A 19,225-nucleotide genomic window follows, 5' to 3' on the forward strand; every position below is an offset into this window, starting at 1 on the left:
ACCTGGCCTCCCGGCGTCCGCCGTGCGTGTGTAGCTTTGGCCGCGGTCTGAGACCCTTTAATCCCCGGGACCTTTAAGTCTCGGTAAAAACTCGGAGGGCACTCCGGGGGATTGTGCTGCAAAGCACATAAAGTCCAAAAAACGAGTAAAGAATATGAACAGCCGGAAGGACGGTCGTGCACATCGTCATCATGGGTTGCGGGCGAGTGGGAGCCGCTCTCGCGCAGACCCTGGAGCAGCAGGGGCACACGGTCGCGGTCATCGACCGGGACCCCACGGCCTTCCGCCGCCTGGGCTCCGGTTTCGGCGGACGCCGGGTCACCGGCGTCGGGTTCGACCAGGACACCCTGCGTGAGGCGGGGATCGAGGAGGCGGGAGCCTTCGCCGCGGTCAGCAGCGGCGACAACTCCAACATCATCGCGGCCCGGGTCGCGCGCGAGATGTTCGCCATCGAGAACGTCGCGGCCCGCATCTACGACCCCCGGCGCGCCGAGGTGTACCAGCGCCTGGGCATCCCGACCGTGGCGACGGTCCGCTGGACGGCCGACCAGATGCTGCGCCGGCTGCTGCCCTCCGGCGCCGAGCCGCTGTGGCGCGACCCCAGCGGCGGCGTGCAACTCGCCGAGGTGCACACCTCCGCGGCGTGGATCGGTCACAAGATCAGCAGGCTCCAGGACGAGACGGGCGTGCGGGTGGCCTTCTTGACCCGGCTGGGAGAGGCCGTGCTGCCGAGTTCGCAGACCGTGCTGCAGGAGGGCGACCTCGTGCACGTGATGATGCGTACGGACGAGATCGAGAAGGTCGAGGCGGCCTTCGCGGAAGGCCCCGAGGAGGGCGGTCACTGATGCGGGTCGCTATCGCAGGCGCCGGCGCGGTGGGCCGTTCCATCGCCGGCGAGCTGTTGGAGAACGGGCACGAGGTCCTCCTCGTGGACAAGGCGCCCACCGCGATCTCGGTGGAGCGGGTGCCGCAGGCGGAGTGGCTGCTCGCGGACGCCTGCGAGATCACCTCGCTCGACGAGGCCGCGCTCCAGCGCTGCAACGTCGTCATCGCGGCCACCGGCGACGACAAGGTCAACCTCGTCGTCTCGCTGCTGGCGAAGACCGAGTACGGCGTGCCGCGCGTCGTCGCCCGGGTGAACAACCCGAAGAACGAGTGGCTGTTCAACGAGTCCTGGGGGGTGGACGTCGCCGTCTCCACCCCGCGGCTGATGTCGGCGCTGGTGGAGGAGGCGGTGAGCGTCGGCGACCTGGTGCGGCTGCTGCGCTTCAGCCACGGCGACGCGAACCTGGTCGAGCTCACCCTGCCGCCGGAGTCGGCCCTCGCCGGCACCCGGGTCGGGGACGTGGCCTGGCCGGAGGACACCTCGCTGGTCACCATCATCCGCGGCTCGCGGGTGCTGACCCCGAGCCAGGAGGAGACCTTGGAGGCCGGCGACGAGCTGCTGTTCGTCGCGGCGCAGGAGCGCGAGGAGCAGTTGGAGGACCTGCTCTCCGTACGCAACTGAGCCCGAAGCCGCAGACGTACGGGCGGGGCACCTCCAAGGAGCCCCGCCCGTCGTGCGTCAGGAGGTCCCTGCGCCCTGTTGTCCGTCGTACGTCAGCCGTCCTGCGCGCGCTTTCCGTCGTCGTCCGGCCAGATGCCGATGTGGTCCGGCTCCAGCTCCAGCACCACCCGGTCCTGCATGCCCAGCGCCTGCGTGTACTCCTTGGGGAGTTGGAGGCGTCCGGCGCGGTCGAGCATCGCGTACTCCCGCGCCACCACCGACTCCTGACCGGTCGCGCTGTCCACCTCGGTGCGGCGCAGGATCTCCGTGGACGTGCGGCCGTCCCGGATCGCAACGGTCCGCCGCACCTCGGAGGCGACCGCCTGGTCGTGCGTGACGATCACGACCGTGGTGCCCAACTCGTCGTTCGCCCGACGCAGCGCCGCGAAGACCTGCTCGGCCGTGTGGGAGTCCAACTCACCCGTCGGCTCGTCGGCGAGCAGTACCGACGGCTCGTTCGCGAGCGCCACCGCGATGGCGACCCGCTGCTGCTGCCCGCCGGACATCTGGTGGGGCCGCCGGTCGCGGCAGTCCGCCACCTCCAGCAGCGCGAGCAGGGTCTCGATCCGCTCCCGCTTCGCCGCCTGAGCGGACCGCGAGAACCGGCCGCCGCGGGCTTCGCCCCGGCCCCGCAGTTGCATCGGCAGCGCCACGTTCTGCGCCGCCGTCAGATACGGCAGCAGATTGCGCGCGGTCTGCTGCCACACGAAGCCGACCACCTCTCGCCGGTACCGCAGCCGCTCCCGCGCGCCCATCGCCAGCAGGTCGCGTCCGGCCACCGACGCCGCCCCGGCCGTGGGCTCGTCCAGCCCCGCGAGGATGTTCATCAACGTCGACTTGCCGCTGCCGGACGCGCCGACCAGCGCCATCAACTCGCCCTCGCGGACCAGCAGGTCGAGCCCCTGGAGGGCCTGCACCTCCACGCCGTCCGTGGAGAAGATGCGCACCAGCCGATCGCAGGTGATCAGCGCGTCATGGCCGAACCGCGGGCGGTCCCGACGGGCCGCCGCCCGCTCCTCCAACTCCTCCAGCGTCGCCGATTCCAGCGTCGCCGACTCCGGCGTCGCCGAGTCCGCCGCCGTACCCGTCGCGGGCCGTGTCATCGTGTGTCTCCCACTCTGAGTTCGGTCGTCGTCGTCCGTCGGGTGACCGCCCACGCCTGCGCCGCCGCGACGCCCGCGGCCACCAGGACCACCCCCAGCCCCGGCAGCAGCAAGCTGGCCGGGTCCGCGGCGAGTTCCACCCGTACGCCGGTGCTGAGCACCTCGCCCGAGGCGTGCGCCAACCTGGTCAGGTCGATGCCGGGGGAGAGGACCAGGACCACCGCCCAGCCCACCAACACCCCGCCCACCCCGGCGAGCAAGGTCCCCGGCAGGCTCTCCAACACCAGCAGCCGTCGACTCTGGCCCCTGGTCAGCCCCATGGTCCGCAGCCGGGCCAGCAGCGCCGTGCGCTCCGGGGCGGCCCGCAGCAGCGACAGCAGCAGGGCGAGTACGGCGTACCCCGCGGCCGCCGCCGCAGCCACCGCGTACACCCGCTCCGCACCGGTCTGGAGCGGGGAGTCGGCGTACGCCGTGTACTCCTCGGAGCGCAGCGCCACCCGGGCGTCGGTGCCGGCGGCGCGGACCGTGGCCCGCAGTGCGTCGCCCGCCACCGAACCGCCCGTGACCAGCAGCGTCGTCGGCTGCTTCGCCGCCGGCACGCCGGCCGCGTCGACCACGACGAAGTCGCCCAACGGCAGCGCGGGCGTCTCGTCGCGCACCGAAGCCACCGCGATCTGAAGCGGCGCGCTGGGCGGCCCCACGACGACCGGGTCATCGCCCAACCGCTCCGCGACGCCCGGCGAGACGATCGCGGGCAACGGCGCCGCGTCCGCCGACTCCTGGGCGTCCTCGCCGCCCTTCGCCCGTAGCGCACCGGCGTCGAAGGCGCCCACCCCGGTGGACCGGGCGAGCCGGGCGTACGCGTCCGGGTCCACCGCGAGCAGCGTGACCCCGCCCGCCGCGCCGGCCTCGGAACTGCCTTCCGCATGACCCAGATCGAGGTCCAACTCCCGGTACACGGCCACCACACCGCGCACCCCCGGCACCTTCCGCACCGAATCCGCGAGCCCCGCGGGCAGCGCGGTCGCCGCCTCGACCCGGGCGTCCGCGCCCACCGACCGCACCGCCGCCCGCTCCCGGGCACCGTCCACCCCGGCGAGCACCGAACCGCCGAAGGCCGTCGTCGTCAGCGCCAACAACAGCGCCACCAGCGGCAGCGCGGACGTCGCCGGCGCCCGCCCCGCCCGCGCCATTGCCAGGAAGCCGACCGCGCCCCGCCGCCGCGCCAGCGGCCGTGCCGCGATCCGCAGCGGCAGCGGTTGCAGCCGTACGAGCAACAGCGCGGCCACCGCGCCGAGCAGCAGCGGCGCCGCGCTGACCAGGTAGTCCACGCCCTGCGCCGCGCCGTCGTCGGTGCCGCGCCGGCGCAGCGCCACGACGGCGGCCACCGTCAGCGCCAGCAGGGTCAACTCCGCCACGGTCCGCCGACGGGAGGGCCGGGCACCCACGAGGTCGTCCCGGCCGCCGCGCGACCCGGGCCTGCGGTGCACCAGGGCGGCCCGCAGCGGCAGCGCCGCACAGGTGACCAGGGTGACGACGGCCGCCCCGACCACGGCGGGCACCAGCCGTCCCTCGGGCACCAGGAGCACCGCGAGCGCGCATCCCGCGGCCGCGGCCGGCACCACGGGCACCGCGACCTCCGCCAACAGCCGCCCGGCCATCCCGGGCACCGACCCGCCGCGCGAGCGCACCAACGCCAACTCGGCGTGCCGACGGGCCGCGGCCAGCCCGCCGGCCATCAGCAGGACCACCCCGACCACGCCGCCGACCCCGAACGCGGCGACCGCGACCACCGGGGCCACTGCGGAGCGCAACTCCTCGTACCGGGCGAGCAGCGCGTCCACCTCGGTGTCCGCCTCCACCTCCGGCGAGATCGCCTCCCGCAACTCGCTGAGCACCGGCCCGGACTCGACCGTGGAGACCGCTGCCTTCAGCGCCGCGAGGTCCGTCACCCGCAGCCCGCCCGGGTCGAGCGCGAAGCGCCAGTACGACTCGACGTCGGGGCTCACCGACAGCAGCGCGGGCGCCGCCTCGGGCGCGAGCAACAGCGCGCCGTGCCAGTACGGCTCCGGGGGCGGCCCGGGCGCGAACAGGGTCGCGGGCGTGCGCAACAGGGGCCGCACGGACCAGTACGGCTGGTCCGGCCGCAGCGGGTCGATCACGCCGGTGACCGTGACGGCGAGCGGGTCGAGGTCGCCGCGGGGCACCCGGATGACCGTGCCGACCGCGATGTTCAACTCCTTCGCCGTCGCCGCGGTCACCACGGCCTCCACCGCGGTGCTGCCCGGCGTCGCCACCGCCGCCTTCGGCAACCGACCGGAGCGCACCGTGGAGTGCTCGGCCACCCCCGCGCCGGCCGAGAGCGTGAACACCGGGAGCCCGCCGTCCAGTCGGGTCAGCCCCGGGGCGCTGCCCTCCACCGGCCGGCCGGTGAACACGCCGTACGAGGACTGGCCCCGGTCCACGCGCAACGGCTGCGGCAGCGCTGCGAGGATCTTCCGCTGCCGCTCCGCGATCTCCTTCGGGCCCAACCGGGACTGCACGGCCGGGTCCTCGGGGTCGAACGGCTGCACGAGCACATCGCTGACCTGAAGCCCGTTCTGGTCCGCCGGTGCCGCCCGCAGGGCCTGGCGCAGCCCGGAGCCCTCGTACGCGTCGACGGCGCGCGGGAACGACGCCGCGAGGAACGAACTGACCAGGGCGAGCAGCAGCAGCGCCACCGCCGCCCCGGGCGCGGCCCGCAGCCGCGTCCGCACCCAAGGAGCCGTCGCCCGCACCTTCGAACCCGCCCCGACCTCGCGCTCGCTTCCCACCTCAGGCACCCCCGTCACCCCCGCGCCCCCGAAGGGCCGCGCCGGTCGTCTTGTCGCGCCGCAGCGCCAGCGCCGCGACGATCGCCAACGGCACCGCCGCGACCCCCGCGACCACCAGCGCCACCTGCCCCGGCGGCAACTGCACCAGGATGTCCGGAACGGGCCGGGCGGCCTGTCCGGTCAATACGATCAACGGGACGACGGCCCGGGTGAGCACCGCCCCGAGCGCCACCCCCATCACCAGCCCCGCCCCGATCAACACGGACTGCTCGACGGCGAGCAGTCGGGTCAACTGGCGCCGGGGCGCGCCGAGTCCCCGCAGCACCGCGAACTCCACGGTGCGTTCGCGCAGCGCCCCCGCCGTCGCCACCGCGAAGCCGACCGCGGCGAGCAGCGCGGCGGCGACCGCCACCGCGGGCAGCGCCGACCGCGGGCCCGCGCCCACCGGATCGTCGTCCAGGGCCGCGACGACCTCGTCGCGCGACTCCACCATGGCGGGGTCGACCTCCGCGCGGTCCCGCAGCGCCGCCGCGACCTGCGCCGCCGCCCCGGGCTCGGTGAAGAGCCACCACTCCGCCGGCGGCAGAGCTGCGCCGGGCCGCTCGGCGAGCACCCGGTTGACCGCCCGCAGGTCGAGCAGGAGCGCGCCGCCGTCGGCGGGCGGCCGGGCCCCGGCATCCCCCGCGGCCGCGTCGGTCGCGCCCGCAGGGGCCGTGGTGGGCACCGCCCGCAGCACGCCCGTGATCCGCACCTTCACGTCACCGCCCTGCATCGGCACCTGCACGACCGAACCGACCTTCGCCGCACTGGCGTCGAGGAACGTCCGCGTCGCCAGCGCGGTCGGCACGGGGGCCGGCGGCCGCTTCGCGACGATGCGCAGGGTGACCGTGCGGGGCACGCCCCAGGCTTCGTGCTCGGCCGTGCCGGTGTGGTACGCGACGTCGATCGGGCCGGCGGGGGTGGAGCCGACGGAGGTGACGGCCGGCAGGGTGTCCCCGGGGGCCGGGGCGCTCGCGTTGAGCGCGGCCCGCGCCTGCCAGGTCAGCCCCGCGGGCACGGTCACCGGCCGCTCGTCGCCGCCCGCGACCACGGCCCGCATCGCCTTGACGGTCAGCCGCTTGGCCGCGACCCGGTCCGGCGCCCCGGGCTCGTCGACCTCCAGCGCCGTCAGCGCCAACGGACCGGCCGGCCGGCCCGCCGGGGCCTCCGCCGCCTTCGCGAAGTCGACGGTCACGGGGTGCGGTTCGCCGTCCACCGGCACGTCGCCGAGCGGGATCCGGTACGGCACCCCGAAGCGGTCCTCGACCGTCGCGGTGGCGAACAGGCCCCCGTCGCCGCCGTTGGCCTCGGCGAGCCCGGCCGTGCCGGTGGGGCCGTCGTCGGCGGCGCTGAGCGCCACGTCCAGGACCAGGCGTTCGGTGCCGTCGGGCAACGTCACCCCGGCCCGCGCCTCATCGCGCGGCGCCAGCGAGGCGACCAGCCGGCGCGGATCGCCGTCCGCGAGGTCGTCCCGCACCAAGAGGCCGGGCGCGGCGAGCCGGGCGTCGAGCGCCAGCGCCGTCGCCTGCCGGCCCCCGGTGATGCCGTACGTCTTGCGGGCCGCGGGCACCGCCGCGCTCACCCCGGGCACCTGCTCGTACGCCCCGCCGCGTCCGAACGGCTCCGCCGCACCGCCCAGGACCCGTACCGGCGCGCCCGCCCGGAAGTCCGCCTGGTCCTGCTGCGAGCGGTCCCACGAGGCGCCCTGGCCGATCGCCAACACCCCCATCGCCACCGCGAGCACCAGCAGCAACACCGGCCCGGCCCCGCGCATCGGTCGACGGCTGAGCTGCCAGCCCACCAGCGACGCGGTCAGCCCCCGGCCGCGCGCCGCCCGCCGCTCCGCCAACTTGGCCGCGAGCGGCAGCAGCCGCAGCGTGAGGACCGTACCGGCCAGCAGGGCCAGCGCCGGCGCCACCACCAGCAGCGGGTCCACGCCCAACTGCCCCGCCCGGTCGCCGGTGAGCGCACCGCTGCCCGAAGAACGGCGCTCCAACTGCCAGTACGCCACCCCCGCGACCGCGAGCAGCGCGAGGTCGGCACCGGCCCGCAGCGGACCGAGCAGCGCCTTGGCCCGTCCGCGCGGCCTGCGCACCCCGCCCGCCACGACCGGCGCCACCACGGCGGCCGCGCACGCCAGCGCCACCGCAAGACCGGTCAGCCAGGTGGAGAGGGTCGGCGCGGTGTCGAGCCGCAGCCCGATCCGCCCCGTCGCGCCCCGGTCCCCGAGGAAGGCGGTCAGCGGGCCGGCGAGCAGGGGTGCGCACGCCGCCGCCGGCAGCGCCAGCACCAGCGCCTCCAGCGCGGAGAGCCGGACCAGCTTGCCGCGGGACGCCCCGCGGGCCGCCAGGATCCGGCTCTCGGCCGCCCGGTCGGTGTGCAGCAACCGCGCCACCAGCAGCAGCGCGTAGCCGGCGAGCAGGACGAGTTGCAGGGAGACGATCCACACGGTGGCGCGGGACACCAGCAGGGCCCGTTCCAACTGCCCGAGCGCCTGCGGCAGCGCGGTCTTGGCCACCACCCCGGTCGCCAGCCCCGGTTCGGCGCCCACCCGCTCCTGGCTCTGCTCCGCGGCCGACCGCAGCGCGTCGACGTCGTCGGTGCGCAGGGTCGTGAAGTCGGCGGTGGCCAGCCAGGCCCGCGGGCCCGGCGCCACCCGGCCCGATGCGAGGACGCCGGGGTCGGCGAGCAGCGGACCGTACGTGGTGAACATCTCGGTGCGCACCCCGCGCCCGCCGAGTTCGTCCAGCCGCCAGTACGGGGCTTCGCGGTCCAACGGACGGTACGTCCCGGTGATCCGCACCTGGAGCGGCGGCCCGCTCAGCCGGCTGGCGAGGGTGAGCACCCGCGGGCCGGGCGCCAGCGCCAGCCGCTTCGCAGCGGCCTCGGGCAGCGCGACTTCGATCACGCCGCCCGCCGTGCCGCCGGGGGAGGGCCAGCCGCCCGCCACGAGCCGCACCCGGGTCCGCTCCACCGCGGCGAGCATCGTGAGGTCCGGCTTGTCCGAGCGGGCCGCGGGCTGCTGCAACTCGCGCGGCAGGGCGTACGGTGCCGAGCGCTCGAACCCCTCCAGCGCGACCGGCAGCCCGTCGAAGGCCCGCTCGGCGCCGCGGCGTACGCTCCGCTCCATGGCGGCGCGGTCCCCGGTGGCGTTGTCCGCGGTGACGACCAGCGCGGCGTCCGCGGCGTTCCTGGTGCGCAGGGAGTGCCGCAGCCCGGCGTCCTCCACGGCCCCCGCGAAGGCGACGAGCGCGGTCAGCACGGTCGTCGTCAACAGGACCGCGAGCAGGGCGGCGGCCAGCAGCAGCCGGTGCCCCCGCGCCCGGTGGAACACAAAGCCCGTCACCGGTCTCCCCCTCGTACCCGTCCGACCGTCCCCCGAAAGTCTTTTCGGTCACGGATGCTGTCAGACGGGACGAGGGTGAATGAACAGGTCAGCAGGGGACTTGATGAGATCGTGACCGAATTCCGGTGTGCGGACACCGAAATGCGAGCCGAAGGAGAGCAGGCGGTGAGGACGCCGGCAGCGCAGCCCCGGGGCTACTGGCTCTCGGCCGCCTTGGCCTTGCGCTCCTTCTCGGCCTGCTCCTCGGCCTCCATCTCCGCGAACACGTCGATCGGCGGCGGGGCCTTGGCGAGGAAGATCCACGTCAGATAGACCGCCAGCAGGAACGGCGGGATCTTCAGCGCCACCAGCACCCAGCCGAGTTCGGTGGTGTCCGCCCACCAGTACAGCGGGAAGAGGATCGCGCACTTGGCGAGCAGGATCAGGCCCCAGGCCCAACTGGCCTTTGTGTACGCCTTCTTGCGGCCGGGGTTGCGGGTGCGCCAGGAGAGGTTCTCCTTGAAGACCGGCCCCAGCATCAGCCCGATCAGCGGCACTCCGGCGATCGCGGTCGCGATGTACGCCACGGCGAGGCCGAGGGTGTAGAGCATGCCGGGCAGATAGAAGTCCTTGGCATTGCCCGTCATCATCGCGAAGACGACGCCGAAGGCGACCCCGAAGACCCCGCTGAACGCGTGCTTCACGGTGCCCTTGAGCACCAGCCGGGCCGCGACGAGCACCAGCGCGAGCGCGAGCGCGGCGATCGCGGACGCGTGCAGGTCCTTGTTGATCGTGTAGATCGTGACGAAGAGCAGGCCCGGCAGGACCGTCTCCACCATGCCGCGGATGCCGCCGAACGCGTCGAACAGCGCGGCCTCCGTCACCGCCCTGACGTCGGCGCTGTCGACCGCCGCGGCCTGCGCGTCGTGCTGCTGGTCCTGCGGCGTGGGTGGGGTGGTGGTCGGCTTGTCGAAGGACGTCACCGGCTACTCCTGTCCGAGCGGTCGGAGTTCGTATTTGGGGTTGAACAGCACACGTCGGCCGTGGCTCATGGAAATGCGACCGGAGGCTATGAGCCTGCGGCCGGGCTCGATGCCGGCGATCGACCGTCGGCCGAGCCAGACGACGTCCAGCGGCTCCGTACCGTCGAACAACTCCGCCTCCAACGCGGGCACCCCGGCCCGCGGGCGCAGGGTGACCGTCCGCAACGTACCAGTCACTCGGACGATCTGGCGATCGCCGCAGTCGGCGATGCGGGTGCACCCGGACAACTGTGCGTCCTCGCGCAACTCGGCGGACTCCTGGTCCTGCCGGGACGACGACAGCCGGTCGAACATGCGACGGAGCCGGCCCGCGGGTTTGTCCGCGCGGTCGGCCGGCTCCGAACCGCTGCCGGATTGGGGTGCACTCATGCAGCAAGCGTACCGGCCGCCGCCGACAGCGGACCGAGGCCCGTACGGGGTGCCCCGACGCGGCCGGAGGCCCCGCGACCAGCACCGGGCGACGGTGCGACGCCACCCGCGGCCGACACCGTCGGTGGCCGGTCGGCTACCGCTCGAACCGGTAGCCCATGCCCGGTTCGGTGACGAAGTGCTTGGGGTGCGAGGGGTTCGCCTCCAGCTTCCGCCGCAGCTGCGCCATGTACACCCGCAGGTAGTTCGTCTCGGTGCCGTACGACGGCCCCCACACCTCCTGGAGCAACTGCTTCTGGCTGACCAGCCGGCCCGTGTTGCGCACCAGCACCTCCAACAGGTGCCACTCGGTGGGCGTCAGCCGTACGTCACGGCCGTCCCGGTGCACCTTCTTGGCGGCCAGGTCGACGGTGAAGCCCTCCGCCTCCACGACCACGACGTCGTCGTCACCGCCGCCGACCGGCTCCGCCCGGCGCACCGCAGCCCGCAGCCGCGCCAGCAACTCGTCCATGCCGAACGGCTTGGTCACGTAGTCGTCCGCGCCGGCGTCCAGGGCCTCCACCTTCTCGTCGGAGGTGTGCCGGGCGGACAGCACCAGGATCGGCACCCGCGTCCAACCGCGCAGCCCCTTGATCACCTCCACGCCGTCCATGTCCGGCAGACCGAGGTCGAGCACGACGACGTCGGGATGGCGGGCGGCGGCCATCTGGAGCGCGGTCGCCCCGTCGGGAGCCGCGTCCACCTCGTACTTGCGCGCCTTCAGGTTGATCACGAGGGCGCGTACGATCTGCGGCTCGTCGTCGACCACCAGCACCCTGGTCATGCCGGGCCTGCCTTTCTGAACTTCGGTCGTCTCAGCACTTCGGTCCTCCCCGGGTCCCCACGGCCGTCCCCGCTCCGTCTTCGTCCGCGGCGGGTCACGAGGTGACCTGCGCGGGAAGGTCGGGGGCGACCGGCTCCACGCCCGGCGCCCCCTTCAGGGTCAGGACCATGGTCATGCCGCCGCCGGGGGTGTCCTCGGCGCTCAGCGTGCCGCCCATGGCCTCCACGAAGCCGCGGGCCACCGCGAGCCCCAGGCCGACGCCGGCGCCGCGCGGTGCGTCCCCGTACCGCTGGAACGGCTCGAAGATGCGCTCCTTCTCGTCGTCCGGGACCCCGGGGCCGCGGTCGGCGACCCGCAGTTCGACCCGGTCGCCCAGCGCGCTCGCGGCCACCGTCACCGGGGTCGCGTCGGGGCTGTACTTGACGGCGTTCTCCACGATGTTCGCCACCGCCCGCTCCAGCAGCCCGCGGTCCACCGTGACCATGGGGAGCGTCTCGGGGATGTCCAACTCGACGCTGTCGTCGGGGACGGAGACCAGCGCCATCGGCACCACCTCGTCCAGGTCGGTCACCCGCATCAACGGAGTGACCGTACCCGTCTGGAGCCGGGACATGTCCAGGAGGTTGCCCACGAGATGGTCAAGCCTGTCCGCGCCGTCCTCGATGCCGGCCAGCAACTCCGCCTCGTCCTCCGGCGACCAGGCGACGTCGTCCGAGCGCAGCGAGGTCACCGCGGCCTTGATCGCCGCCAGTGGTGTGCGCAGGTCGTGGCTGACGGCCGCGAGCAGCGCGGTGCGGATCCGGTTCCCCTCCGCCAGCCGACGGGCCTCCTCCGCCTCGCCGACCAGCCGCTGCCGGTCCAGGACCACGGCCGCCTGCGCGGCGAACGCGGCGAGCACCCGGCGGTCCTCCGCCGGCAGCACCCGCCCGGACAGCGCCAGCGCCATGTGGTCGCCGACCGGCATGTCCACGTCGGCGTCCTCCGGCCGCACCACCGAACGCGGCCCCACGCTGCCCGCCGTCGTCCACGGGTCGACGTCGCTCTTGCGCTCCAACAGCGCCACCGACTCCATGCCGAAGGTCTCCCGCACCCGCTGCAACAGCGCGTCCAGCGACGTCTCGCCGCGCAGCACGCTCCCCGCGAGGAAGGACAGGATCTCCGACTCGGCCCGCAGCCGCGCCGCCTGGTGGGTGCGGCGGGCCGCCAGGTCCACCACCGACGCCACCGCCACCGCCACCGCGAAGAAGATCACGATGGCGACGATGTTCTTCGGGTCGTACACCGTGAGCGTGTGCAGCGGCGGGGTGAAGTAGTAGTTCAACAGGATCGAGCCGACGGCGGCGGACGCGAGTGCCGGGAGCAGCCCGCCGAGCAGCGCCGCCATCACCGTGGCGAAGAGGAAGAGCAACACGTCGTTGGCGAGCCCCAAGGAGTCGTCCAGCGCGTTCAGCAGCAGCGAGAGCAGGATGGGCGCGGCCACGCCGACCAGCCAGCCGGCGATGATCCGCGAACGGCCCAGCCGCGCGCCGCGGGCCACCGGGAGCCCCCGGCCCTTGCCCGCCTCGTCGTGGGTGACGATGTGCACGTCGAGGTCGGGACCGGACTCGCGGGCGACGGTCGCGCCGACGCCCGGCCCGAAGATGTACTGCCACGTCTTGCGCCGGCTGGAGCCCAGCACGATCTGGGTGGCGTTCACCCCGCGCGCGAACTCCAACAAGGAGGAGGGGATGTCGTCCCCGATCACGTGGTGGAACGTCCCGCCGAGGTCCTCGACGAGGGTGCGTTGGACCGCCAGCTCCTTCGGCGAAGCCGACGTCAGCCCGTCGCTGCGGGCGATGTACACGGCGAGGATCTCGCTGCCGGAACCCTTGGCGGCCATCCGCGCCGCCCGTCGGATCAGGGTGCGGCCCTCCGGCCCGCCCGTCAGCCCGACGACGATCCGCTCGCGCGCCTGCCAGGTCGAGCGGATGTTGTGCTCGCCCCGGTACTGCTGCAAGTACTCGTCCACCCGGTCCGCCACCCACAGCAGCGCCAGCTCGCGCAGCGCGGTCAGGTTCCCCGGCCGGAAGTAGTTCGACAGGGCCGCGTCGACCTTGTCGGACTTGTAGATGTTGCCGTGGGCCATCCGACGGCGCAGCGCCTGCGGTGCCATGTCGACCAGCTCAAGCTGCTCGGCCCGGCGCACCACCTCGTCCGGCACGGTCTCCCGCTGCCGTACGCCGGTGATCGACTCCACGACGTCGCCCAGCGACTCGAAGTGCTGGATGTTCACCGTCGATATCACGTCGATGCCGGCGGCCAGCAGCTCCTCGACGTCCTGCCAGCGCTTGGCGTTGCGGGAGCCGGGCACGTTGGTGTGGGCGAGTTCGTCCACCAGGGCCACCGCGGGCCGGCGGGCGAGCACGGCGTCCACGTCCATCTCCGTGAAGGAGCCGCCGCGGTACTCCAGCTCCCTGCGCTGGACCTGCTCCAGGCCGTGCAGCATGACCTCGGTGCGGGGGCGGTCGTGGTGCTCCACGAAGGCCACGACGCAGTCCGTGCCGCGCTCCACCCGGCGGTGCGCCTCGGACAGCATGGCGTAGGTCTTGCCCACGCCCGGTGCAGCGCCGATGTAGATCCTTAGCTTGCCGCGTGCCATGGCCCCATTGTCATTCAGGAAGTCGTCCTCACGATGCGACGACCATACGGCGGGGGAACCGGGCAAATCGGGTGGGGGCCTGGTGGGACCGGTGGTATTGACACAATTCTGATGGGCGGCGCCCCGCAGCTCAGTGGTCTGCTCGACGGAGCACGTCAGCGCTCGACGATCTCCCCGTCGCTCAGCTCCAGGACCCGGTCGGCGAGATCGAGCAGCTGGGCGTCGTGGGTGGCGACGAAGGCGGTGACGCCCTCCGCGCGGACGATCGCCCGCAGCAGCTCCATCACCGAAAGGCCCGTCTCCGCGTCGAGCTGTCCCGTCGGCTCGTCGGCGATCAGCAGGGCCGGCCGGTTGGCCAGCGCCCGGGCGATGGCGACCCGCTGCTGCTGGCCGCCGGAGAGCTCGGTCGGCCGCTGGGCGGCGTGCTCGGCGAGGCCGACCAGCTCCAGCAGCAGCGCCACCCGCTCCTCGCGCTCCCGGGCCGGGGTCCTGCGCAGCCGCAGCGGTACGCCCACGTTCTCCGCAGCCGTGAGGATGGGGATCAGTCCGAAGGACTGGAAGATGAAGCCGACGCGGTCCCGGCGCAGCTCCAAAAGGCCGCTCTCGTCCAGCCCGCCGATGTCGGTGCCGTCGATGTCGATCCGGCCCCCGTCGGGCGCGTCCAGGCCGCCGACCAGGTTCAGCAGGGTCGTCTTGCCCGAGCCCGACCGGCCCTTGAGCGCCACGAGTTGGCCGCGCGGGACCTCGAAGGAGACGCCGCGCAGGGCGTGCACCGCGCCCGTCCCCGAGCCGTACGACCGGTGCAGGTCCACCGCCCGCACCATCGGCCCCCGCGCCCGGTCGTCGACGACCGCCGCACCGCCGGTGCCCGCTGCTGCCGTGCTGCCGCCCATGGCTGCCCCCTCGTTTCCCGTACGCCGTCCCCGCGTGCGCGTACGTGCGTACATGTGTGCGTGCGGGCACAGTACGGGGTGAAAGCCGTGGGCCGCACCACCCCTCGACGGAGCAGTACGGCCCACACGACGTCCACGGCGGCCTCGCGGGCCCTGCGGTCAGCGCACCTCGGTGATCTCGGGGCCGCGCGCGAGCCGCCCCATGTCGCCGGAGAAGCGGGAGCCCTGCTCCTCCTGCTGGACGCCCTCGGGCACCATCTGCGCGTCCTCGGGCAGCTTCAGCACGATCGGGTCGCGGGGCGCCATCGGGCCGTCACCGCGTACCACCACCGTGTCGCGGAAGATCTGCTCCAGCAGGCCCGCGGCCTCGGGCTGCACCGCGCCCTGCCCGGAGATCACGCCGCGCAGGAACCAGCGGGGCCCGTCGACGCCGATGAACCGCACGAGCTGCACCCCGCCCGTGCCGTCCGGCAGCTGCACGGGCACCTGCGCCCGCAGCTCCCAGCCCAGCGGGCCCTCGACCTCGTCGATCACGCCGCCCTGCTGGGTGATGCCGGAGGCGATCTCCTCGCGGACCTCGCCCCAGATGCCCTCCTTCTTGGGCGCCGCGAACGCCTGGAGCTGCACGGCGCTGTCCCGCAGGACCACGGTCGCGGCGACGATCGCGTCACCGGCGACCTCGACCCGCAGCTCCATGCCCTCGACACCGGGCACGAAGAGTCCGCCGAGGTCCACCCTGCCTTCGGCGGGATTGGAGACCTCGGAGGCGTCCCAGGGGCCGTCGGGCCGGGGCGCCGGAGGAAGGTTCACCCGCCCGCCGGGGCTCTCCTCGACGGCGTCGGACTCGGCCTCTGCCTCGTCGGGTACGTCGACGACCTGCTCGGTCCCGCGCGCTGCGTCCGCGTCCTTCGCGGAACCACTCTTCTTGCGACGTCCGAACACGTCACTGTCCTTCCCGGTCGGATACGACGGAAGCGTATCGATTCCCACCCGTTGAAACGTCCGTTGAGCCGTCCACCGCCGCATGACCGCCGGTGGACCCGAAGCCCCCCTCGGCCCGTGCCGAGCCGGGAAGCTCCGCCACCTCGTGGAAGCGCACCTTCTCGACCTTCTGGACGATGAGCTGGGCAATGCGGTCGAAGCGCTCGAACCGCACGCTCTCGCGCGGGTCGAGATTGACCACGATCACCTTGATTTCCCCACGGTACCCGGCATCAATCGTCCCCGGGGCATTCACGAAGGCTACTCCGCAGCGGGCCGCGAGGCCGGAGCGCGGATGCACGAAGGCGGCGTAGCCGTCCGGGAGGGCGATCGAGACGCCGGTCGGCAGGATCGCGCGCTCGCCGGGCGCCAGCTCGGCGGCCTCGCACGTCACGAGGTCGGCGCCGGCGTCCCCCGGGTGCGCGTACGAGGGCAGCGGCACCTCGGGGTCGACCCGGCGGATCAGCACGTCGAGCGGGTCGAAGGGGCTGGGCGTCGTGGACATCAGGGGTTCACCTCGAAAGCGCGGGCACGGCGGATCTGGTCGGGGTCGGCCATGGCTGCCTGGATCTCCTCGGCGCGGCCGTTGTCGATGAAGTGGTCGACCTTGACTTCGATGAAGAGCGCGTTGGCGCGGACGGCCAGCGGCCCGTCGGGGCCGCCTATCCGGCCCTCCGCCCGCGCGTATATCTTCCGGCCCGCGACCGCGGTCACCACGGCCTGGAGGTGGAGCACGGTGTCCACGGGCACGGGGCGGACGAAGTCGGTCTCCAGCCGGCCCGTGACGGCGATCGTCCGCAGCAGCCAGGTCAGCGAGCCCAGCGCCTCGTCGAGGGCGGTGGCCAGCACTCCGCCGTGGGCGAGGCCCGGGGCGCCCTGATGGACGGGGCGCACGGTGAACTCGGCGGTGATGCTCACGCCCTCGCCGGCGCGGGCCGCCAGGTGCAGCCCGTGGGGCTGTGCCGCGCCGCAGCCGAAGCAGTTCTCGTAGTGCGTGCCGAGCAGCTCACCGGGGGCGGGTGCCTCGGGGTGCCGGACCGGGGGGACGGCGTCGGCCGGCGGCGTCAACGCGGGCGGCCGGGCGGCGGTACGGTCCGGGGTCTCGGGGGTCGACCCCGGTGGATTTGCAGTGCTCACAGGCGCAGACCTTACCCGCGGTTCACCAGGAGGCTCACGTGAGGAGCGGGCGTGCGCCCGCGCGCGCTTGCGCGCCCGTACGCGCGTGCCGGTGCGCGCACGCCACCTGCTCGCGCGTGCCCGCGGCGCCTTTGTGGGGTGTGTACGAGTAGGCCACCCGACCCGATGCCCCGGTGGGGCAGCGTGCCAAGCTTGTCCGCATGCAACCCTCCGCACCGGCCCCGGCGCCGAGCTACGACGAACGCCTGACCGCCCCTCCGCTGTGGTGGGGCATCGCCGCCCTGCTGGGACTGTCGGGCGGACTGGTCACCCTGCCGCTCGGGGTGCTGCCGATGCTGGTCAGCGTGGTGGCGGTGGGCCTGCTCGCGGGCGGCCTCATCAGCTCGTACGGCTCCGCCCGGATCAGGGTGGTGGCGGGCTCCCTGGTGGCGGGAGAGGCGCGCATCCCGCTGACGGCCCTGGGGGAGCCCGAGGTCCTGGAGGCGGAGGAGGCGCGCGCCTGGCGCTCGTACAAGGCCGACCCACGGGCCTTCATGCTGCTGCGCTCGTACGTGCCCACCGCGGTGCGCATCGAGGTCACGGACCCCGAGGACCCCACGCCGTACGTGTACGTCTCCACTCGGGACCCGAAGGCCCTGGCAGCGGCCCTGACCGCCTAGCAGCGCCGGGCCGCCCCGTCGGCCCCGGAGCCGCCTCCGCGGGCCCTGACGGGCTCGGGAGCGGGCCGTGCGGGACTTCCTGGCTCGCTGGCCCCTTCCTGCCCCGGACGACGACGGACCCCCTCTGCGGCACGGACCGGGGGAGAGGTGATCCGAACCGTCGAGGGGGTCAGCGGGCCGTCGGGCCGATCGCGGAGACGGGCCCGCGGGAGTGCGGGAACGCCGATGGTGCAGGTGGCACCGATGGGACGGGGTTCGAAGGCCGGGGGGCCGCCTGGAGAGCGCTCCCGCGAGCGCTCTCGGCATCGGGGGGCGAGCCCCCTGCTCAGCCCTCCAGCTCGCGCGGCCGGTCGAACGGCCGCGGCGTTTCCAGGGGGTGTCTCGGCGCCTCCAGCGGAGGCAGCCCCTCCAGCGCGTCCCACTCCACCTGACGGGCCCGGAGGTCCTTGCGGATGCGGTTGGCGAGCTGTCGGGTGTCGCGGCGGTTGATGACGGCGCCCACGGCGGCGCCGACCATGAAGGGCAGCAGATTCGGGAGGTTCCGGATCATCCGCTTCATGATCTGCTGGCGCAGCTCGCGCTTGAGCCCGCCGCTCAGTGCCACGTTCTTGTACGTCGACGGCTTGGTCACGTCAATGCTGCGCTCTTCCGACCAGGTGGCCAGATAGATGGTGCTGCGCTCCTTGAGCGTGCCCGGCGGCCGAAGGCCGTAGACCTCGTACAGCTCGGCGATGAGCTTCAGCTCTATCGCCGCCACGCCCGAGATCTCCGCCGCCAGCTCGGCCGGCATGGCGGGGGGTGCGGGCAGCATCGCTGCGGCCCCGATGCCCGCGCCCACCGTGGCGGTGCCGTTGGCGGCGCCCGCGACCAGCTTGTCGGCAAGCTGCTCGGGGCTCAGACCGGGGAACTGTCTGCGAAGGGTCGCCAGATCCCGCACCGGGATGCGCGGTGCGTTCTCGATGATCCGGTCGGCGAGGTAGCCGATGGCCGCCTTGGCGTTCTCGCCGCTCTTGCGGACACCTTGGCGCACTCCTGCCAGCCGGCCGGCCCTGGCCGGAGCCGGGACCTCCGCCTGCTCGACGGGGAGGGCTTCGAGCGAGGCCGAGTGGCCCCGCTCAAGGTCTCCCGCACCACGGGGCAGGAGGGCGGCTGAGGGCTCCTGCGGAGGCACGCCGGCCTCCGACGGCTCCGAGCCGCCCCGATACGCCTCCTGATACGTCTCCGACGGCTTCTGCCACCCGAAACGTCGCTTCCTGGACGGTGTCCCGCCTGCCACGGCCGACCGGACCTTACTCGCAGTCGCGGCAGATCGGCTGGCCGTTCTTCTCGCGGGCCAGCTGGCTGCGGTGGTGCACGAGGAAGCAGCTCATGCAGGTGAACTCGTCCGCCTGCTTGGGCAGCACCCGGACGGCCAGCTCCTCATTGGAGAGGTCGGCGCCGGGCAGCTCCATGCCCTCTGCAGCCTCGAACTCGTCGACGTCGACGGTCGAGCTGGACTTGTCGTTCCGGCGGGCCTTCAGTTCCTCAAGGCTGTCCGAATCGACGTCGTCATCGGTCTTGCGTGGGGTGTCGTAATCCGTTGCCATGTCGCTCTCCCCCTCTGGGTGTGATTGCGGTGTCTCCAGCGCACGTAACGCGTGAGAGGCCGGACTTGTGCCCGACCTGAGGCGGAGATTTTGCCTCACATCAAGGTCTGTTACTCAATCGACACCCAACCGGATCCCCCAAGAGTGATCGGGTTGGATGGCGATGGGGACCGTACACGATGCGATCAGCGCAGCTCACGGGCGCCACCCCGGGTACTTCCCGTGATCTCGACCCCCGGAAACCCGGACTTTTCCCGGCTTTTCGGCGGC

Annotated in this window: 16 protein-coding genes; 3 read left to right on the forward strand and 13 right to left on the reverse strand. The window is 73.5% G+C overall.

The window, feature by feature from the left end; translation table 11 throughout:
- Positions 1 to 176 precede the first annotated feature (176 nt).
- Positions 177 to 845, forward strand: a complete 669-nt coding sequence (locus tag ACH4E8_RS19215) for a potassium channel family protein (RefSeq protein ID WP_398449659.1) — start codon at positions 177 to 179, stop codon at positions 843 to 845.
- Positions 845 to 1,507, forward strand: coding sequence for a potassium channel family protein (locus tag ACH4E8_RS19220; protein WP_398449661.1), 663 nt, complete (start codon positions 845 to 847; stop codon positions 1,505 to 1,507). The genes ACH4E8_RS19215 and ACH4E8_RS19220 overlap by 1 nt, the downstream gene beginning before the upstream one ends.
- Before the next feature lie 92 nt (positions 1,508 to 1,599).
- Here the strand turns inward: ACH4E8_RS19220 and ACH4E8_RS19225 are convergent, their stop codons facing one another.
- From ACH4E8_RS19225 to ACH4E8_RS19275, 11 genes are all read right to left on the reverse strand, one after another.
- Complete coding sequence (locus tag ACH4E8_RS19225) at positions 1,600 to 2,649, reverse strand: ABC transporter ATP-binding protein (protein ID WP_398449663.1); 1,050 nt, start codon at positions 2,647 to 2,649, stop codon at positions 1,600 to 1,602.
- Entirely contained in the window at positions 2,646 to 5,471 is a 2,826-nt protein-coding gene (locus ACH4E8_RS19230) for an FtsX-like permease family protein (RefSeq protein WP_398449665.1), read from the reverse strand. Before ACH4E8_RS19230 ends, ACH4E8_RS19225 begins: the two co-directional genes overlap by 4 nt.
- Positions 5,464 to 8,847 (reverse strand): FtsX-like permease family protein, encoded by a 3,384-nt coding sequence (locus ACH4E8_RS19235; RefSeq protein WP_398449667.1) that lies wholly within the window; start codon positions 8,845 to 8,847, stop codon positions 5,464 to 5,466. Before ACH4E8_RS19235 ends, ACH4E8_RS19230 begins: the two co-directional genes overlap by 8 nt.
- A 194-nt stretch (positions 8,848 to 9,041) precedes the next feature.
- Positions 9,042 to 9,809 carry a DUF3159 domain-containing protein gene (locus tag ACH4E8_RS19240; protein ID WP_398449669.1) on the reverse strand — a complete coding sequence of 256 codons (768 nt, stop codon included), beginning with the start codon at positions 9,807 to 9,809 and terminating at the stop codon, positions 9,042 to 9,044.
- Between the two features lie 3 nt (positions 9,810 to 9,812).
- The gene (locus ACH4E8_RS19245) at positions 9,813 to 10,238 is read right to left on the reverse strand and encodes an OB-fold nucleic acid binding domain-containing protein (RefSeq protein WP_398449670.1); all 426 of its coding nucleotides are present in this window, start codon (positions 10,236 to 10,238) and stop codon (positions 9,813 to 9,815) included.
- Positions 10,239 to 10,374: 136 nt separating this feature from the next.
- The gene (locus ACH4E8_RS19250; RefSeq protein ID WP_361544310.1) at positions 10,375 to 11,061 is read right to left on the reverse strand and encodes a response regulator; all 687 of its coding nucleotides are present in this window, start codon (positions 11,059 to 11,061) and stop codon (positions 10,375 to 10,377) included.
- Positions 11,062 to 11,155: 94 nt separating this feature from the next.
- On the reverse strand, positions 11,156 to 13,699 hold the full coding sequence (locus tag ACH4E8_RS19255) for an ATP-binding protein (protein ID WP_398449671.1): 2,544 nt from the start codon (positions 13,697 to 13,699) through the stop codon (positions 11,156 to 11,158).
- Positions 13,700 to 13,854: 155 nt separating this feature from the next.
- Positions 13,855 to 14,592, reverse strand: a complete 738-nt coding sequence (locus ACH4E8_RS19260; RefSeq protein WP_398449672.1) for an ABC transporter ATP-binding protein — start codon at positions 14,590 to 14,592, stop codon at positions 13,855 to 13,857.
- A 159-nt stretch (positions 14,593 to 14,751) separates the two neighbouring features.
- Positions 14,752 to 15,534, reverse strand: a complete 783-nt coding sequence (locus ACH4E8_RS19265; RefSeq protein ID WP_398449673.1) for a DUF3710 domain-containing protein — start codon at positions 15,532 to 15,534, stop codon at positions 14,752 to 14,754.
- 1 nt (position 15,535) lies between these two features.
- The gene (dut, locus tag ACH4E8_RS19270; protein ID WP_398449674.1) at positions 15,536 to 16,078 is read right to left on the reverse strand and encodes a dUTP diphosphatase; all 543 of its coding nucleotides are present in this window, start codon (positions 16,076 to 16,078) and stop codon (positions 15,536 to 15,538) included.
- On the reverse strand, positions 16,078 to 16,641 hold the full coding sequence (locus ACH4E8_RS19275) for a PaaI family thioesterase (RefSeq protein WP_398449766.1): 564 nt from the start codon (positions 16,639 to 16,641) through the stop codon (positions 16,078 to 16,080). The genes dut and ACH4E8_RS19275 overlap by 1 nt, the downstream gene beginning before the upstream one ends.
- Before the next feature lie 269 nt (positions 16,642 to 16,910).
- Here ACH4E8_RS19275 and ACH4E8_RS19280 point away from each other — a divergent pair, with 269 nt between their 5' ends.
- Complete coding sequence (locus ACH4E8_RS19280; protein WP_398449675.1) at positions 16,911 to 17,369, forward strand: DUF3093 domain-containing protein; 459 nt, start codon at positions 16,911 to 16,913, stop codon at positions 17,367 to 17,369.
- A 325-nt stretch (positions 17,370 to 17,694) separates the two neighbouring features.
- On the opposite strand, the gene ACH4E8_RS19285 is transcribed toward ACH4E8_RS19280, so the two are convergent.
- Both ACH4E8_RS19285 and ACH4E8_RS19290 read right to left on the reverse strand, forming a co-directional pair.
- Positions 17,695 to 18,645, reverse strand: a complete 951-nt coding sequence (locus ACH4E8_RS19285; RefSeq protein ID WP_398449676.1) for a hypothetical protein — start codon at positions 18,643 to 18,645, stop codon at positions 17,695 to 17,697.
- A gap of 13 nt (positions 18,646 to 18,658) precedes the next feature.
- On the reverse strand, positions 18,659 to 18,955 hold the full coding sequence (locus tag ACH4E8_RS19290; protein WP_361544292.1) for a DUF4193 domain-containing protein: 297 nt from the start codon (positions 18,953 to 18,955) through the stop codon (positions 18,659 to 18,661).
- Positions 18,956 to 19,225 lie beyond the last annotated feature (270 nt).

The sequence above is a fragment of the Streptomyces sp. NPDC017979 genome, from assembly GCF_044328175.1.
Classification (GTDB): Bacteria; Actinomycetota; Actinomycetes; order Streptomycetales; family Streptomycetaceae; genus Streptomyces.

Coding starts and splice junctions, on each gene's coding strand:
- ACH4E8_RS19220 (WP_398449661.1), top strand. CDS start 845: ATGCGGGTCGCTATCGCAGGCGCCGGCGCGGTGGGCCGTTCCATCGCC.
- ACH4E8_RS19225 (WP_398449663.1), bottom strand. CDS start 2,649: ATGACACGGCCCGCGACGGGTACGGCGGCGGACTCGGCGACGCCGGAG.
- ACH4E8_RS19245 (WP_398449670.1), bottom strand. CDS start 10,238: ATGAGTGCACCCCAATCCGGCAGCGGTTCGGAGCCGGCCGACCGCGCG.
- ACH4E8_RS19250 (WP_361544310.1), bottom strand. CDS start 11,061: ATGACCAGGGTGCTGGTGGTCGACGACGAGCCGCAGATCGTACGCGCC.
- ACH4E8_RS19255 (WP_398449671.1), bottom strand. CDS start 13,699: ATGGCACGCGGCAAGCTAAGGATCTACATCGGCGCTGCACCGGGCGTG.
- ACH4E8_RS19260 (WP_398449672.1), bottom strand. CDS start 14,592: ATGGGCGGCAGCACGGCAGCAGCGGGCACCGGCGGTGCGGCGGTCGTC.
- dut (WP_398449674.1), bottom strand. CDS start 16,078: ATGTCCACGACGCCCAGCCCCTTCGACCCGCTCGACGTGCTGATCCGC.
- ACH4E8_RS19280 (WP_398449675.1), top strand. CDS start 16,911: ATGCAACCCTCCGCACCGGCCCCGGCGCCGAGCTACGACGAACGCCTG.
- ACH4E8_RS19290 (WP_361544292.1), bottom strand. CDS start 18,955: ATGGCAACGGATTACGACACCCCACGCAAGACCGATGACGACGTCGAT.